Source organism: Actinoplanes sp. NPDC051405, assembly GCF_055586185.1.
This window is the reverse complement of sequence record NZ_JBVJIR010000012.1, coordinates 139578-152474: the sequence shown is the minus strand read 5'-3', so window position 1 is coordinate 152474 and position 12897 is coordinate 139578. Positions and strand designations below refer to the sequence as shown.

General features: G+C 72.7%; 8 protein-coding genes. 5 read left to right on the top strand and 3 right to left on the bottom strand.

The genetic code is table 11. From position 1 onward, the window contains the following. The first annotated feature begins 46 nt into the window (after positions 1 to 46). From ACZ6S4_RS25440 to ACZ6S4_RS25420, 5 genes are all read left to right on the top strand, one after another. On the top strand, positions 47 to 1819 hold the full coding sequence (locus ACZ6S4_RS25440; protein WP_465477304.1) for an N-acetylglutaminylglutamine amidotransferase: 1773 nt from the start codon (positions 47 to 49) through the stop codon (positions 1817 to 1819). Positions 1820 to 1839: 20 nt separating this feature from the next. After that, positions 1840 to 3621, top strand: coding sequence for a S9 family peptidase (locus ACZ6S4_RS25435; protein ID WP_465477303.1), 1782 nt, complete (start codon positions 1840 to 1842; stop codon positions 3619 to 3621). A gap of 123 nt (positions 3622 to 3744) precedes the next feature. Further along, entirely contained in the window at positions 3745 to 5070 is a 1326-nt protein-coding gene (locus tag ACZ6S4_RS25430) for an MFS transporter (protein WP_465477302.1), read from the top strand. Between the two features lie 38 nt (positions 5071 to 5108). Next, on the top strand, positions 5109 to 5858 hold the full coding sequence (locus tag ACZ6S4_RS25425; RefSeq protein ID WP_465477301.1) for a hypothetical protein: 750 nt from the start codon (positions 5109 to 5111) through the stop codon (positions 5856 to 5858). Positions 5859 to 5875: 17 nt separating this feature from the next. Continuing rightward, positions 5876 to 6382, top strand: coding sequence for a mycothiol transferase (locus tag ACZ6S4_RS25420; RefSeq protein WP_465477300.1), 507 nt, complete (start codon positions 5876 to 5878; stop codon positions 6380 to 6382). A gap of 52 nt (positions 6383 to 6434) precedes the next feature. Here the strand turns inward: ACZ6S4_RS25420 and ACZ6S4_RS25415 are convergent, their stop codons facing one another. From ACZ6S4_RS25415 to ACZ6S4_RS25405, 3 genes are all read right to left on the bottom strand, one after another. Then, positions 6435 to 9635 carry an MXAN_6230/SCO0854 family RING domain-containing protein gene (locus ACZ6S4_RS25415; protein WP_465477299.1) on the bottom strand — a complete coding sequence of 1067 codons (3201 nt, stop codon included), beginning with the start codon at positions 9633 to 9635 and terminating at the stop codon, positions 6435 to 6437. Between the two features lie 149 nt (positions 9636 to 9784). Further along, positions 9785 to 11230 (bottom strand): ATP-binding protein, encoded by a 1446-nt coding sequence (locus ACZ6S4_RS25410; protein WP_465477298.1) that lies wholly within the window; start codon positions 11228 to 11230, stop codon positions 9785 to 9787. After that, entirely contained in the window at positions 11231 to 12889 is a 1659-nt protein-coding gene (locus tag ACZ6S4_RS25405) for an NAD(P)/FAD-dependent oxidoreductase (protein WP_465477297.1), read from the bottom strand. Between the last annotated feature and the right edge of the window lie 8 nt (positions 12890 to 12897).

Genomic DNA, 12897 nt, shown 5'->3' with positions numbered 1-12897 from the left:
GTCAATCTTGGGTGCGCCTCCAACTGCCCCCAAGGAGGTTCAGGCCATGTGTGGAATCGGCGGCGAACTGCGGTACGACGCCCAGGCAGCGGACGGCGACGCCGTCCGGCGGATGATGCCGTGCCTGCAGTCCCGTGGGCCCGACGGCGAAGGCCTCTGGCAGCGCGGCCCGATCGCGTTCGGGCACCGCCGGCTCAAGATCATCGACCTCTCCGAGGCCGGCTCCCAGCCGATGACCGACTCCCAGCTCGGCCTGACCCTGGTCTTCAACGGCTGCATCTACAACTACCAGCAGCTGCGCGACGAACTGCGCGGTTACGGCTACACCTTCGTGTCCACCTCCGACACCGAGGTGATCATCAAGGCGTACCACCGCTGGGGCGCCGACTGCGTGCAGCACTTCCTCGGCATGTTCGCCTTCGCCATCGCCGAGCACGCCACGGGCCGCGTCATGCTGGCCCGGGACCGGCTCGGCATCAAGCCCATGTACCTGGCCGAGACCCCCGGCCGGCTGCGCTTCGCGTCCACCCTGCCGGCCCTGCTGGCCGCCGGCGACGTCGACACCTCGATCGACAAGGTGGCCCTGCAGCACTACATGACCTTCCACTCGGTCGTGCCGGCGCCCCGCACGATGGTCAGCGGCATCCGCAAGCTGCCCCCGGCCACGGTCCGGATCATCGAGGCGGACGGCACGTCGGTCGAGCGCGTCTACTGGGAGGCCGACCACACCCGCACGCTGATCAAGTCGCGGGCCGAGTGGGCCGAGGCCGTCCACGAGTCGCTGCGCACCGCCGTCGAGCGCCGGATGGTCGCCGACGTGCCGGTCGGCGTGCTGCTCTCCGGCGGGCTCGACTCCAGTTACATCGTGGCGCTGCTGGCCGAGCAGGGCCAGCGCGGGCTGACCACGTTCAGCATCGGCTTCGAGTCGGCGGCCGGCGAGAGCGGCGACGAGTTCGCGTACTCCGACATCATCGCCAAGCAGTTCGACACCACCCACCACCAGATCCGGATCGGCAAGGACCGCTTCCTGCCCGCGGTGGCGCGCACGGTCGCCGCGATGAGCGAGCCCATGGTCAGCCACGACTGCATCGCCTTCAACCTGCTCAGCGAGGACGTCTCGCAGCAGGTCAAGGTCGTGCAGTCGGGGCAGGGCGCGGACGAGATCCTGGCCGGCTACAGCTGGTACCCGCCGCTCAGGGACGTGCCGCGCGAGCAGGCCGTGGACGCGTACGCCCGGGAGTTCTTCGACCGGCCGTACGGTGAGCTGGCCCGCCAGCTCTCCCCCGAGTGGCTGCTCGACACCGACGTGAGCCGCGAGTTCGTCGCGGCGAGCTTCGCCCGGCCCGGCGCCACCACGAGTGTCGACGCGGCGTTGCGGCTGGACTCCCAGGTCATGCTCGTCGACGATCCGGTCAAGCGGGTCGACAACATGACCATGGCGTGGGGGCTGGAGGCGCGCGTGCCGTTCCTCGACCACGAGCTCGTCGAGCTGGCCGCCGCCTGCCCGCCCGAGCTGAAACTGGCCCAGGGCGGTAAGGGCGTGCTCAAGGACGCGGCCCGCGGCGTGGTGCCGGACGAGGTGATCGACCGCACCAAGGGCTACTTCCCGGTTCCCGGGATCCGGCACCTGGAAGGGCCGATGCTGGAGCTGGTCCGCGACGCGCTGCACGCACCGGCGGCCCGGGCGCGCGGACTGTTCCGGCAGGAGTACGTTGACGCGCTGCTGGCCGACCCGAACACTGCTCGTACGACGCTCGGGGCGAACCAGTTGTGGCAGCTGGCGCTGCTCGAGATGTGGTTGCAGGACAAGGGGATCTAGCAAACCGAGGGAGGACCCGTATGACCGGTCAGCTCAACCGTGTCGACGTCACCGTGCTGCCCGTGGGGTGGCTGAATCGGCAGTCGGGAACCCTTCCTTCGGAAGTCTCCGGCAGCTGGTCGGGGGCGCTCTCGCCCGACGGCCGGCACGCGGCGTACGTCTCCGACCGCAGCGGCTCGCCCAAGGTGTGGGTGCAGCCGGTCGGCAGCGAGCTGACCTTCCTCGTGGACACCGGTGAGCACCCCGTCGTCTCGGTGCAGTGGTCGACCGGCGGCGGGTGGCTCGCCTGCCTGATCGCTCCCGGCGGCGCGCCGCGCACCGAGGTGTGGCTGGTCCGCCCGGACGGCTCGGCGCTGCACCAGGTGGCCGGCTTCGGCGCGGACAGCGCCGACAACGTGCGCTGGCTGCCCGGGCGCCCGCTGCTCGTGGTCACCGAAAACCTCGAGACCACCGTGCTGGTGGACGCCGAGCACGGCACCCGCGAGGTCATCACCACCGGTGAGCTGGTGTCGCTGTTCGACGTCTCCCCCGACCGCAGCCGGGCGCTGCTGCGCCACGGCCCGCGCAGCGGCCGCTACATCGTGGTGCGCGACCTGGCGACCGGCGTCGAGGAGTACGTGACCAGCGGCGAGCAGGCCTGCTTCGGCCCCGACGGCGCGGTGTACGCCCGCAGCGACGCCGGCGAGCTCCCGGTGCTGATCCAGGTGGCCGACGGCAAGGCCGAGATCCTGGCGTCGTCGGAGACCGCCGAGGTCGAGTCGTTCGCGCTGACCGCGGACGGCCGGGCGATCGCGGTGCTCTGGAACGTCCGCGGCGGCGAGTCCGAGCTGACCGTACTGCGCGGCGGCGACACCACGAAGGTCGAGCTGCCCGGGGCGGTGGCCTCCGGCGTGTCCTGGTGCTTCGACGGCAGCACCCTGGTGTTCACTGCCGAGGGGCCGGGCCAGCCGCACGGCGTGTGGACGTACGACGGCGAACTGCACCCGGTCTCGATCGAGGAGCCGGCACCGGACGCGGTCCGGCCGGTACTGCACCGCTTCGCCTCGCACGACGGCCTGGAGATCAGCGGCTGGCTCTTCCGGCCGTCCGGGGCGGGCCCGCACCCGACGATGCTGTGGCTGCACGGCGGCCCGGAGGCGCAGGAGCGGCCGGGTCACGGCCCGCTGTTCCAGTCGCTGGTGGACCGGGGCATCGCCGTCTTCGCGCCCAACGTGCGTGGCTCCTCGGGCTTCGGCCGCAGCTTCGTCAACGCGGACAACGGCGCCCTGCGCTACGCCGCGATCGGCGACGTCGCGGCCTGCGTGGGCTATCTGGTCGCGCAGGGCGTGGCGGATCCGGCGCGGGTCGGCTGCATGGGCCGCTCGTACGGCGGTTACCTGACGCTGGCCGCGCTGACGACGTACCCGTCGATGTTCGCCGTGGGCATCGACGTGTGCGGCATGTCGAACTTCGCGACCTTCTACGAGCACACCGAGCCGTGGATCGCCGCGGCGGCGGTGTCGAAGTACGGCGATCCGGTGGCCGACGCGGAGTTGCTGCGCGATCTCTCCCCGATCACGCACATCGACAAGCTCCGGACGCCGCTGATGATCGTGCACGGCGAGAACGACAGCAACGTGCCGGTGATCGAGGCCGAGCAGGTGGCGGCGGCCCTGGCCGAGCGCGGCGTCCCGCACAAGTATCTGCTCTTCCCCGGCGAGGGTCACGAACTGCAGCACCGCGCCTCCCGCGCGGAGTATCTGCGGGAGACGGTCGGCTGGCTCACCGCCCATCTCACCCCGGCGCCGGCGCTGCTCGGCTGACGCCGCGGAACCACCCGGTCGAGTGGCGTGACGGGTCCCACGTCCCTTTTGTGACCCGGATCGTTGTCGTGCCCCCGCCTTCGGAGCAAGGGTGGGGGCACGCGATCGGATGGAGTTGTTGTCATGCTGGGCGGTGCCCGGGCCTGGGCGGTATGGGCCGTGGGGCTGTCGGCCTACGTGGTCGCGGTTCTGCACCGCACGTCCCTCGGCGTCGCCGGGCTGGACGCGCAGGTCCGTTTCGACATCGGCGCCGGCGCGCTGGCCTCGTTCGCCGTTCTGCAGCTGCTGGTCTACGCCGGCCTGCAGGTGCCGGTGGGGGTGCTGCTGGACCGGTTCGGCTCGTTGCGGCTGGTGGTCGGCGGCGCCGTCATCATGGCGGCCGGCCAGGCCCTGATGGCGTTCTCCGACGGGATCACCGGGGCGGTCGTCGCCCGGGTGCTGGTCGGGGCCGGCGACGCGATGACCTTCATCAGTGTGCTGCGCCTGGTGCCGCAATGGTTCCCCGGCCGGCGGGTGCCCGTGGTGACCCAGCTGACCGGCCTCGTCGGGCAGCTGGGGCAGGTGCTCAGCGCCGTACCGCTGGCCGCCCTGCTGGCCGGTCCGGGCTGGACCACCGCGTTCGTCTCGGCGGCCGCCGCCGGGGTCTTCGTGGCGGTCGTCGCGCTGGTCGCATTGCATGACAGCCCGCAGCGCCGGGTCACTTCGGGTGAGGCGCTCACGCTGCGCCAGCTCGGCACCGACCTGGCGAGCGCGTGGCGGCATCCGGGCACCCGGCTCGGGTTGTGGACCCACTTCACCACCCAGTTCCCCGGCACGGTCTTCGCGCTGATCTGGGGCTATCCGTTCCTGGTGGCCGGGGAGGGATTGTCGCGGGGCACGGCGAGCGTGCTGCTGACCGTGTTCGTGCTGACCGGCATGGCCGCCGGTCCGGTCGTCGGGGTGCTGGTGCAGCGACATCCGCTGCGCCGCTCCTGGCTGGTGCTGGGCGTCATCGCGGCCAACGCGCTCGGCTGGGGCCTGATCATCGCCTGGCCGGGGCGGGCCCCGCTGGCCGTGCTGGTGGTGCTGGTGCTCGCGCTCGGCCTCGGCGGGCCCGGCTCGATGATCGGCTTCGAGTTCGCCCGCACGTTCAACCCGCCGAACAGGCTCGGCACGGCCACCGGCATCGTCAACGTGGGCGGCTTCGTCGCCTCGCTGGTGTCGATCCTGCTCGTCGGCCTGATCCTGGACGCGCGCACCGGCGGACAGGCCACGTACGGCATCGCGGATTTCAAGGTCGCGATGTCGGTGCAGTATGCGATCGGCGCGATCGGCCTGATCGGTATCCTGCGCACCCGCAAGCTGGCCAGACAGCGCCTCGCCGACGAGCAAGGGCTGATCATCCGGCCGCTGCGGGAGGTGCTCGCCGAGAAGGGATGGTTTAGCGGCGAGCGCATCGGTAAACATTGACGTTTTGCCCGCTTACAGCAGTTCGATGCGAGGAGGACATGAGCGAGCACGCACCGGACCGCCTCTGGTCCGGCATCGAGATCACCAAAGTCATCGCGGGCACACTCGCGGCAGTCACCGCGGCAGTCATCGGCTCCTTCCTGGGAGTCGCCGGCACCCTCGCCGGTGCCGCGGTCGCCAGTGTCGTCGGCTCGGTCGGGACGGAGATCTACCAGAGGTCCTTGAACAGGGGCGCCAAGCGTCTCAGCACCATCGCGCCCACCTTCGTCAAGGCACCCGCCGCGGTGGGCACCCCGGAGGTCGCCGCGGCGACCGAGGAGGACCTGCCCTCGCACACGGTCCCGGAGCCGGCCCGCAAGCGGCAGGTCCGCTGGGGACGGGCGGCGATGCTCGCCGGCGCGGTGTTCGTGCTCGCCATGGGTGCGATCTGGATGTCCGAGAAGGCCTTCGGGGAGCCCCTGTCCACCAAGGTCGGCGTCACCGACACCACCGGCACCACCCTGGGCAACGCCGTCGGCAACAACTCGTCCACCGACCGGCCCGCACCGGGCCCGTCGGTCGCGCCGAGCGAGCAGCCCGCGACGGATGCGACCGGTGACCCGGAGCCCACGGCGACGACGGAGCCGACCGGGACCCCGACGGAAACCACGACGGAGCCGACCACGGCCCCGACGACCGGGCCGGCGGACACCGGCACGGAGCCGGCCACCCCGGACGGCACCGGCGAGCAGGACCAGCAGCAACAGCCGAACCAGGACGTCGCCCCGGACCAGGGCGCGACCGAGTAGCACCGCGGAGGGCGTCAGTGCACAGCAAAGATCTGCTCATCGAGGCCTTCGACCGGCTTCCCGAGCTCGTACGGTCGGCCGTCGACGGGCTGAGCCCGGAGCAGTTGCGGACGCCCCCGGCCGAGGGGGCCAACACGGTCGCCTGGCTGGTCTGGCACCTGACCCGGATCCAGGACGGCTACCTGGCCGAACTGACCGGTCAGGACCAGGTGTACGTGACCGGTGACCGGGCCGAGCAGTTCGGCCTGAAGCCGGACCCGGACGACAACGGCTACGGCCACACGACGGCGCAGGTACAGGCCGTCCGTCCGGGCAGCGCCGAGGTCCTGGTCGACTACTACCAGGCGGTGCACGAGCGCACGCTGTCCTACCTCGGCGGCCTGACCGACGGGGACCTGGACCGGGTGGTCGACGAGTCCTGGGATCCGCCGGTCACGCTGGGCGTGCGCCTGGTGAGCATCCTGAACGACGACACCCAGCACGTGGGCCAGGCGGCCTACGTGCGCGGGCTGCTCGAGCACTGACGAACGCCGGCCGTCGGCGCTCCCGCAACTGCGGGGGCGCCGACGGCTTCGTCTACCGCGGAGCGAGCTGGCCCATCGCCTCGGGGGCATGCAGCTGGGTCCAGGGCTCGCCCGGCCGGCCGGTGACCGTGAGGGCCACCGAGCCCGCGGCGACCCGGACCGGGACGAGCCGATCCAGCGCCGCACCGTCGGTGGTCGCGGCCAGCACGGTACGACCCTCAACCCCGTCCACCGCGGCCGGCGCTCCGGTGCCCGCGGCGGCGGCAGCACGAACCGCCGCGACGGTGGGCGCGACCTCGGTGCAGGTCCCGTCCGCGTGGGCGACGAGCACCCGGTCCGCCCGGCCGGCCGCCTGCCACGCCATCAGATCGAGCAGGGTCGCCCGGTTGCCGCCGGCGAAGTGCTCCCACTGATCCGCGGCGGCCCGCGCCAGCTGATCGCCGTGCCGGCCGACACTGTGGCCGTAGCCACGCCCCGGCAGGGTGAGATCGGTCCACAGCAGCTGCCGGTCCGCGAGGTCGAGCACCATCGGCAGCAGCATCCGCGCATCACCCCGCAGGTCGAACCGCTGCTCGACCCGGGCGGCATCGAACTGCGCGCCACCGTCGAGCGGCAGCATCAGCCCGGCGAAAGCCTCGGTGAGCAGCTCGAACGGCACAGCGTTGTAGCTGAGCACCACCGGAACCGCGTAGCGCACCCCCCGCTCGGCGAGCAGCGACAGCCGCAGATCGAGAAACTCGGTCGCCCCGAGCGGAGCAGGCGCCGAGGTGAGATCACCGGAATGCACGGCGGCATCGTCGGCGAACCGCAGCTCCGTGTAGTCGCAGTGCCCCAGCCGCCGCCAGTCCGCGTCGAAGAAGGCACAGGACAGGTCGAGGTCGACCCGGGAAGCTTCGGTGTCCTCCCAGTGCAGGAACAACCGCAGCGCCGAGGCGCCGGGCAGCGCGCGGACGCTGCCGCGCGGCCAGCCCGCGAACTGGGCCGAGGCGGCCCGCTCCCGCATCGGCGCGGGGACCCGCGCCAGGGCGGCGTCGATCACCGCCACGTCGAAACGATCGAGGGACGCGGCCCGGCGGGCCAGCTCGTCGTCGACGACGGTACGCACGGCGGCGATCGCCGCGGCCGGCAGAGGCTCGCGCCGCTCGGGCTCCGTCCAGGTGGTGACGGTGCTGCCCCGCGGGAAGAAGACGCGCCGTGGCATCCCCGGCCCGGGCCGCCCACCGACAATCCCGGCGGCACCCGCCCCGGGCGCGACGAGACCTGCATCCGGCCCGGCGTCCCCGCCGGACTCAGTGCCCGCCTCGGGCGCCGTGCCCCCGGCGGCATCGAAGCCCGCGCCAGACGCCGCGCCCCGATCAGCGGCCGTGCCACCGCCAGGAGCCCCGCTGCCATCAACGGCCGCGCCGCCATCAACGGCCACGCTGCCATCAACGGCCGCGCCGCCATCAACGGCCGCGCTGCCATCGGCGGCCACGCTACCGCCGGGAGCGGCGCCACCGTCGGGGACCGCGTTCGGGACCGGCACGGTGTCGCCGGGCCGGCGCGCGGCACCCACATCCCGACGCGGCACGTCATCTGCGACGGATCGGCCGGTGACAGCTCCGAGGGCGGCCCGAAGCACCCGCCCCAAGCCGTTGCCCACTGCCTCGGCCGTGGCGGCGGCCGAGGCGGCGGCCGAGGCGGTCGTGTAGGCCGCACCGCGAGCGCGCACCACGCCCGCAGCCCGGGCCGCGGACACCGCCGCCAGCTGCTCCGGAGTCGCCGCCACCGTCTCGTGCCGCCCGTTCAGCTCGGCGGCCGCCGCGGCCAGCACGCCCGGCGCGGCCCGCCCCGCACTGTCCCGCAGCACATCCGTCAGCGCCCCGTGCCCCTCAGGCCCGGAAGCCCGCAGCAGCTGATCCACCCGCCGCCACAGCTCACCCGGGCGTTCGCTGAGCAGCCGCGCCGCCCGGCGGGCGTCACCCTCGGCGAACGCCTGCTCCACCAGAGCCGCGTGGGAACGGACGCGGACGGTGACCGTACCGTCGTCGTGCCCGGTCAGGACCAGGCGGCGCGGGTCCGCAGCGCAACCGGCCACGATGGCCGCGCCGAGCGCGGAGTCCCGCGCCGTCCGGGTCTCGCGCAGCGCCGCGAATGCCACCGCCGCGCCCGGGTGGGCCGCCACTCGCTCGTACGGGTGCAGCCGCTCCCCGAGCCGCTTCCACACCGCAGCATGCCGCCGCAGGTCCTCAGCCGCCGCCCCCGCCCCGCACGCTTCCAGGTGCGCGAGCACGGCCCGTCGCAGCGCCCGCGGCAGGGCCCGCACCCGGGTGACCGGCACCGGCGTGGCCGGCTCGTCCACCGGCCGCCAGGCCTCACCCGGCGCGGACGGCCCGTCGGCCCGCGCGGGCAGGATCAGCCCCGGGTCTCCCCCGGAGTACGCCCACAGCGTCCGCCCCGCATCGGTCGCCGTCTGCCAGCGCCGCCGCACCTCGGCCAGCACAGCCGGGTACGCCTCGGTGAGCGCGCTCGCGTGCAGCGCCCACGCCAGAACCACTGCCAGCGTCTCCCGCGCCGGCACCGTCTCGGGCAGCCAGTCGAGCTCCGTCGGGGCAGTGGCGACCAGCACCGCCAGATCGTCCCGGTCGGCCTCGCCCAGCGCCGCGGGCCGGGCCACGAGTTCGTCGCGCAGCGCGGTCGCAGCGACGGCCGGGTCCGTTTCGAGGCGCAGCAGCCGTACCTGGATCGGGGGTCCGGCCGGCCGGCGCCCGCGCGGCGCGACCATCGGCAGGTAGGGCGTGCCGGCCGCGGGCCGGCGGCCGCAGATCGGGCACGCGCTGAACTGCTCGGGCGAGAAGCAGGCCCGGCACACCGGGTGCCCGCACGGGTCCAGGGGCTCGCCGCCCTGGTCGCGGCCGCAGAGCACGCAGGGCGCGCCGGGCACGGCGAGCAGGTGGGTCAGCAGCCGGCGGACGAAGACCGCGTCGGTGTCGCGCGGGGTGTCGGGGAACGAGCGGTACAGCGGGATCATGGTGCGGTCGGCGCCGACCATCTGCTCCACCGTGGCGAGCAGCCAGTCCGCCCACTGCACCCGCAGCGGGTGCGGCAGGCGCGCGGCCGCGGACCGCAGCTCGTGGTGCAACAGCCAGCCCCGTTCGGCGAGGTCGGCCTCCAGGGCGCGGGCCCAGGCCGCGCCGTCGGTCGTGGCGGGCCCGGCCGCGGAGACCGCGACCTTGGCGGTACGGCGCAGCAGTACGACTGCGAGTGAATCCATGGTCCGGCCCTCCCCCGGGACATACGGAAGCGGTGGGCGGAGAGTCGCGACGCTAGATTGCGATTAAGAGTCGTGGAGAAGGAAGCACCGCGGGGAGCCGCCCACCGCTGTGCCTGATCATAGGGAGCCGGAGCTCGCGGCTCATCTCATTAACGGGACGCCTGCTCGGCCAGCGGCAGGCTGACCAGGAACTTGGTGTCCCCGGGCTGCGACTGCAGGACGATGTCGCCGCCGTGCCCGTTGACCACGATCCGGTACGAGATGTCCAGGCCCAGCCCGGTGCCCTCGCCGACCGCCTTCGTGGTGAAGAACGGCTCGAAGACCCGCTTGCGCAGTTCCTCGGGCACGCCCGGCCCGGTGTCGCCGATCGACACGATGACGTGGTCGTCCTCGCGGTACGTGCGGATCGTCAGCGTGCCGGCGCCGTGCATGGCCTGCACCGCGTTGTCGATGATGTTGGTCCAGACCTGGTTGAGCTCGGCCGGGTGCGCGGGCACCTGGGGCAGGCTGCGGTCGTAGTCCTTGACCACCTTGACGCCCTCGCCGATCTTGTGGCCGAGCATGACCAGGGTGCTGTCCAGGCCGGTGTGCACGTCGATCCACTGGTGCGCGGCCCGGTCCAGCTGGGAGTACTGCTTGGCCGAGGCCACCAGGGAGGAGACCCGGCCGGTCGCGTCCTCGATGTCGCTCATCAGCTGCTCGGTCTCCAGCGCGTACCCGATCCAGTGGATCGCCTGGTCGAGCAGGCCCGGCTCGACGACCTTGGCCTTGATCAGCTCGAGGCACTCGATGTCGAGGCCGCCCTGGGCGAAGACCGGCGCCAGGTCCCAGCCGCCGGTGACGTTGTGCTCCTCCATCCAGTCGCCGAGCTCGTCCTCACGGTCGGCGGCCTGCATGGCGGTCAGGGTGGGCGCCTTGGCGGCCCGCTCGATGACGTCCTCCTGGAGCTCCACCAGCGCGTCCAGCCGCTCCGGGGCGACCTTGCCGGCGGCGAGCATGCCCAGCTTGTGCCGCATGCCGGCGACCCGCTGACGCAGCGCGCCGGTGGCCCGGGACGCCGCCGCGGCGGGGTTGTTCAGCTCGTGCATCAGGCCCGCCGAGAGCGCGCCGAGGGCGACCAGCCGCTGCCGTTCCGAGATGGCCGCCTGGGTGTTGCGCATGCCCAGGGTGAGGCCCTCGAGCAGGTGGATCGCCATCGGGAACCACTCGCGCATCATCCAGCCGAAGTCCGCGGCGGAGAGCACGAAGAAGTCGGAGTCGTCCAGCGCCCGCATGGAGGCCATGTACTTGCGTTCCAGGCCCTCGTCGCGGATGTACGCCTGGGTGGCGCCCATGTACACACCGCGCTGCTCCGTACGGATGGTCTGCACGTCGTCCTGCCCGACCCGGCGGGTGAGCGCGATGGTGCCGCTGAGCAGGACGAAGAACTCGTCGGCCGGTTCCCCCTCCGCGATCACCACGTCACCGGCGATCACGTGCCGGACCCGGCCGTGGTCGGCGATCCAGCCCAGCTGCTCGTCCGTCAGCTTCTCGAACAGGAACAGGGTCCTCAACTCGGCAGGGGTGAGCCTGCCGCTCTCAGCGGGCGCGGACATCTACTGTGCCTCCAGGTAACGATGGACCAGCGTGACGGCCATCGCGCCCTCGCCGACCGCCGAGGCCACCCGTTTCACCGAGTTGGCCCGGACGTCGCCGGCGGCGAAGATGCCGGGAACACTGCACTCCAGGTAGAACGGATCCCGGTCCCGATCCCATCCCGCTGGACGGGTGCCATTTGTGAGCAGATCCGGGCCCGTGTAGACGAAGCCCTTCTCGTCGCGGGCGACGGCGCCGCCGAGCCAGTCCGTGCGCGGCTCGGCGCCGATGAAGACGAACAGGTAGCCGCACTCGACGCTGGTCACCGTGTTGTTCTTGCTGTCACAGATGGTGATCGCCTGCAGGTGCCCGTTGCCCTGGGCGCCGACCACCTCGCACCGGGTCCGGACGTGCACGTTCTCGATCTTGTTGAGCTGCTGGATCAGGTAGTACGACATCGACGCCTCGAGGGAGTCGCCGCGCACGAGCAGGGTGACGCTGCGGGCGTACCGGGCGAAGAAGAGCGCCGCCTGACCGGCGGAATTCGCCCCGCCGATGATGTAGACGTCGCTGCCCGCGCAGGACGGCCCCTCGGTGGCGGCGGAGCCGTAGTAGACGCCGGAGCCGGTCAGCTCGGCGACGCCCTCGGCGACCAGCGGCCGGTACGCGACGCCGGTGGCCAGCACGATCGAGTGCGCGGAGATCTCCCCGCCGTCGGCGAAGTACAGCGTGCGGGCCGAGCCGTCGGTGCGCAGCCCGACCACCTCGCGGGTGTTGAGCACCTCGGCGGAGAACTTGCCGGCCTGCCGGCGGGCCCGGTCGGTGAGCTGCGCGCCGGAGATGCCGTCGGGGAAGCCGAGGTAGTTCTCGATGCGGGAGCTCTGCCCCGCCTGCCCGCCGACCGCCTGCCGCTCCACCAGCAGCGTCTTGAGACCCTCCGAGGCGCCGTAGACGGCCGCGCCGAGCCCGGCCGGCCCGCCACCCACGATGATCAGGTCGTAGAAGTCACGCTCCGGCGCCGTCGACAGCCCGACCGCCTCGGCGACCTCCGAGTTGCTCGGCTGCGCCATGGCCCGGCCGTCCGCGGTGACCACCAGCGGGATCGACTCCGGGCCCACCCCGGCGGCCTCCAGCAGGCGGCGGCCCTCCGGGTCGTCGGCGGCGAGCCACTTGTACGGCACCAGGTTCCGCGCCAGAAAGTCCCGGATCTGGTACGACGGCTCGCTCCACCGGTGCCCGACCACCCGGATGTCCTCGACCTCACGGTCCCCGGTGGCCTGCCAGGCGTCCAGCAGCGCGTCGAGGACCGGGTAGAGCTTCTCCTCCGGCGGGTCCCAGGGCTTGAGCAGGTAGTGGTCGACGTCGACCACGTTGATCGCCTGGATCGCGGCGTCGGTGTCCGCGTACGCGGTCAGCAGGGCACGCCGGGCGTTGGGGAACAGGTCCATCGCCTGCTCGAGGAACTCGATGCCGTTCATCTGCGGCATCCGGTAGTCGGCCAGGATCACGGCCACCCGGCCGCCGCGGAGCTTGAGCTCCTTGAGCGCCTCGAGGGCCTCGGCGGCGGAGGCGGCGCGGATGATCCGGTACGCCTCGCCGTAGCGGCGGCGCAGGTCCCGGGCGATCGCCCGGGACACCGAGGCATCGTCGTCGACGGTCAGGATGGCGGGGTGGCCCATGCGTCAGT

What these genes read in the sequence shown, in the direction of transcription:
- ACZ6S4_RS25430 (WP_465477302.1), top strand. Translation starts at nt 3,745, where the DNA reads ATGCTGGGCGGTGCCCGGGCCTGGGCGGTATGGGCCGTGGGGCTGTCG.
- ACZ6S4_RS25415 (WP_465477299.1), bottom strand. Translation starts at nt 9,635, where the DNA reads ATGGATTCACTCGCAGTCGTACTGCTGCGCCGTACCGCCAAGGTCGCG.
- ACZ6S4_RS25440 (WP_465477304.1), top strand. Translation starts at nt 47, where the DNA reads ATGTGTGGAATCGGCGGCGAACTGCGGTACGACGCCCAGGCAGCGGAC.
- ACZ6S4_RS25425 (WP_465477301.1), top strand. Translation starts at nt 5,109, where the DNA reads ATGAGCGAGCACGCACCGGACCGCCTCTGGTCCGGCATCGAGATCACC.
- ACZ6S4_RS25435 (WP_465477303.1), top strand. Translation starts at nt 1,840, where the DNA reads ATGACCGGTCAGCTCAACCGTGTCGACGTCACCGTGCTGCCCGTGGGG.
- ACZ6S4_RS25405 (WP_465477297.1), bottom strand. Translation starts at nt 12,889, where the DNA reads ATGGGCCACCCCGCCATCCTGACCGTCGACGACGATGCCTCGGTGTCC.
- ACZ6S4_RS25410 (WP_465477298.1), bottom strand. Translation starts at nt 11,230, where the DNA reads ATGTCCGCGCCCGCTGAGAGCGGCAGGCTCACCCCTGCCGAGTTGAGG.